General features: G+C 72.2%; 1 protein-coding gene. It reads right to left on the reverse strand.

Going from position 1 to position 2885, the window contains the following annotated elements:
- On the reverse strand, nucleotides 1–2885 hold a 2885-nt coding region (locus GT354_RS17865; RefSeq protein ID WP_237535098.1), incomplete at both ends, for an Rne/Rng family ribonuclease.

The following is a 2885-nucleotide window of genomic DNA, read 5'->3' on the forward strand; positions in this document are numbered from 1 at the left end:
TGCCGCAGGCGCCGGCTCGGCGGCCGCAGCCGCCGCGGCGGCCTCCGCAGCGACCTTCTTGGCGGACTTGCGCGGTGCCCGAACCCGAGTCGCCTTGACCGGGGCCTCGTCGGCGGCAGCCTCGTCGGCCGCAGGCGTCTCGGCGGCGGGCGCCTTGGCCGCGGTCTTCTTGGCAGCCGTGGTCTTGGCCGCGGTCTTCTTGGCGGCCGTCTTCTTCGCGGCGGCCTTGCGGGTGCGCTTGGCCGGCGCGGGCGCCTCCTCGACGGGCGCCTCCTCTACAGGCGCCTCCTCGGCGGGCTCGACCTCGGTGTCCGCCGCGACCGAATCCTCGGTCACCGCCTCCTCCGCGTCCAGCACCTCGGCGAGCACCTCGGCCTCGGCCGGCGGGACCGGCTCGGACGCGGCCTCGACGACCGCCTCGACGATCTCCGCGTCCTCGATCGCCTCGGCGACCTCGGCCGGTTCGACCGAACCGACGGCCGCGTCGACCTCGATCGCGCCGTCGACCCCGACGACCTCGTACTCGTCGGCCAGGTCGGCCTCGACGATCTCGGTGATCGGGCCGCTGCCGTTCTTGTCGGCACCGCCCTTGCCGCGCTTGCGCCGGCCGGAGCCGTTGCCGCTCGCGTTGCCCACCGCGCTGCCGTTGCCGTTGCCGTGACCCTTGGTCTCGGGCGCGTCCATGTGCACGATCACGCCGCGACCGTTGCACCGCTCGCAGTTCTCCGAGAACGCCTCCAGCAGGCCCTGACCCACGCGCTTGCGAGTCATCTGGACCAGGCCCAGCGACGTCACCTCGGCCACCTGGTGCTTGGTCCGGTCCCGGCCCAGGCACTCCATCAGGCGGCGCAGGACCAGTTCCCGGTTGCCTTCGAGGACCATGTCGATGAAGTCGACGACGATGATCCCGCCGAGGTCGCGCAGCCGGAGCTGGCGGACGATCTCCTCGGCCGCCTCCAGGTTGTTGCGCGTGACGGTCTCTTCGAGGTTGCCGCCCTGACCGGTGAACTTCCCGGTGTTGACGTCGACCACGACCATCGCCTCGGTGCGGTCGATGACCAGCGAACCGCCGCTGGGCAGCCACACCTTGCGGTCGAGGGCCTTCATCAACTGCTCGTCGATGCGGTACGTCGCGAAGACGTCCACCTCGCTCGTCCACCGCGACAGGCGCGGGGCCAGGTCGGGCGCGACGTGGCCGACGTAGCTGTGGATGGTCTCCCACGCCTCGTCGCCCGACACGACCAGCTTCGAGAAGTCCTCGTTGAAGATGTCGCGGATGACCCTGACCGTCATGTCCGGCTCGCCGTACAGCAGCGAGGGCGAACTGGTCGTGATCATCTTGGACTTCTTCTTGATCTCTTCCCACTGCGCCTGCAACCGCGTCACGTCGCGGGTCAGGTCGTCCTCGGTGGCGCCCTCGGCGGCGGTACGCACGATGACGCCCGCGTTCTCGGGGACGATCTTCTTGAGGATCGTCTTCAGTCGCGCCCGCTCGGTGTCGGGAAGCTTGCGGCTGATACCGGTCATCGTGCCCTCGGGCACGTAGACCAGGTAGCGGCCGGGCAGCGAGACCTGGCTGGTCAGCCGGGCACCCTTGTGCCCGATCGGGTCCTTGGTGACCTGCACCAGAACCGACTGACCGGGCTTGAGCACGGCCTCGATCCGGCGCGGACCGCTGAAGCCCGCCGCCTCGAAGTTGACCTCACCGGCGTACAGGACCGCGTTGCGGCCCTTGCCGATGTCGACGAACGCGGCCTCCATCGACGGCAGTACGTTCTGCACCTTGCCCAGATACACGTTGCCGACGTAGCCGGACTGGTTGTCGCTGGTACGGCTGACGTAGTGCTCGACGAGCACGTCGTCTTCCAGGACGCCGATCTGGGTGCGCTCGCCGCTCTGCCGCACGACCATCACCCGGTCGACCGCCTCGCGACGGGCGAGGAACTCCGACTCGGTGATGATCGGCACGCGCCGGCGGCCCTGCTCGCGCCCCTCGCGGCGGCGCTGCTTCTTGGCCTCCAGGCGGGTCGAGCCCTTGACGCCCTGTACCTCGTCGGTCGGGCTCTCGGTCTCGCGGACCTCGCGCTTGCGCGGCTCGCGGACCTTGACGACCGTGCGCTCGGGGTCGTCCTGCGGTACGTCGGCGGGCTCGTCGGCCGCGCCGTCGCGACGGCGACGCCTGCGGCGGCGACGGCTGCTCGTGGTGGCACCCGCGTCGCCCGCGTCGTCGTGGTCCTCGTCGTCCCCGACAGACTCGGCGCTCTCGGCCTCGGCGCCGGTGTCGGCGTCGGTGTCCTCGTCGGAGGCGTTGTCCTCGGTGCGCTCGTCATCGCCGCGACCGCGGCGACGACGGCCGCCGCGCCGGCGACGACGGGTCGGGCGGTCGCCCTCGTTGTCGTCCTCGTGCGCGTCGGAGCCCTCGGGCTCGTCGTCCGATTCGGGCTCTTCCGCCGCGCGGTCGAGGTGCCGGTCGTTCTCGGCCTGGTAGCGCGAGTCCTGCGGCTCGGCCTCGGCGGCCGAGTGCACCTCGTCGACGGGCAGCGCACGCCGACGACGACGCCGGCTGCGGGGCTCGTCGGCCTCGGTCCGGGTCTCCGTACGGGCGTCGCGACCGGCGTCGCGGGTGTCGCGGGTGTCGCGGTTGTCCTTGTCCGACCGGCTGTCCGGGCGGGCCTCGACGGCCGGCGCGGGGGTGGTCGGTGCGGGAGCGGTCGGCTCGGCCGCGCGCTGCGGCGCGGCGAAGACGGCGGCCTGGGGGGCCTGGAAAAGCGGCTGGAACACCGGCGGGGGCGACTTGCGGCCGCTCTTGGCCTTGGCCGGCGGAGCGGACTCCGGTTCGGCCTGGGGCTCCGGCTCGGGCTCGACGGCCGCGGGGGTCTCGACGA

This window comes from Streptomyces sp. SID3343, from assembly GCF_009865215.1.
Classification (GTDB): domain Bacteria; phylum Actinomycetota; class Actinomycetes; order Streptomycetales; family Streptomycetaceae; genus Embleya.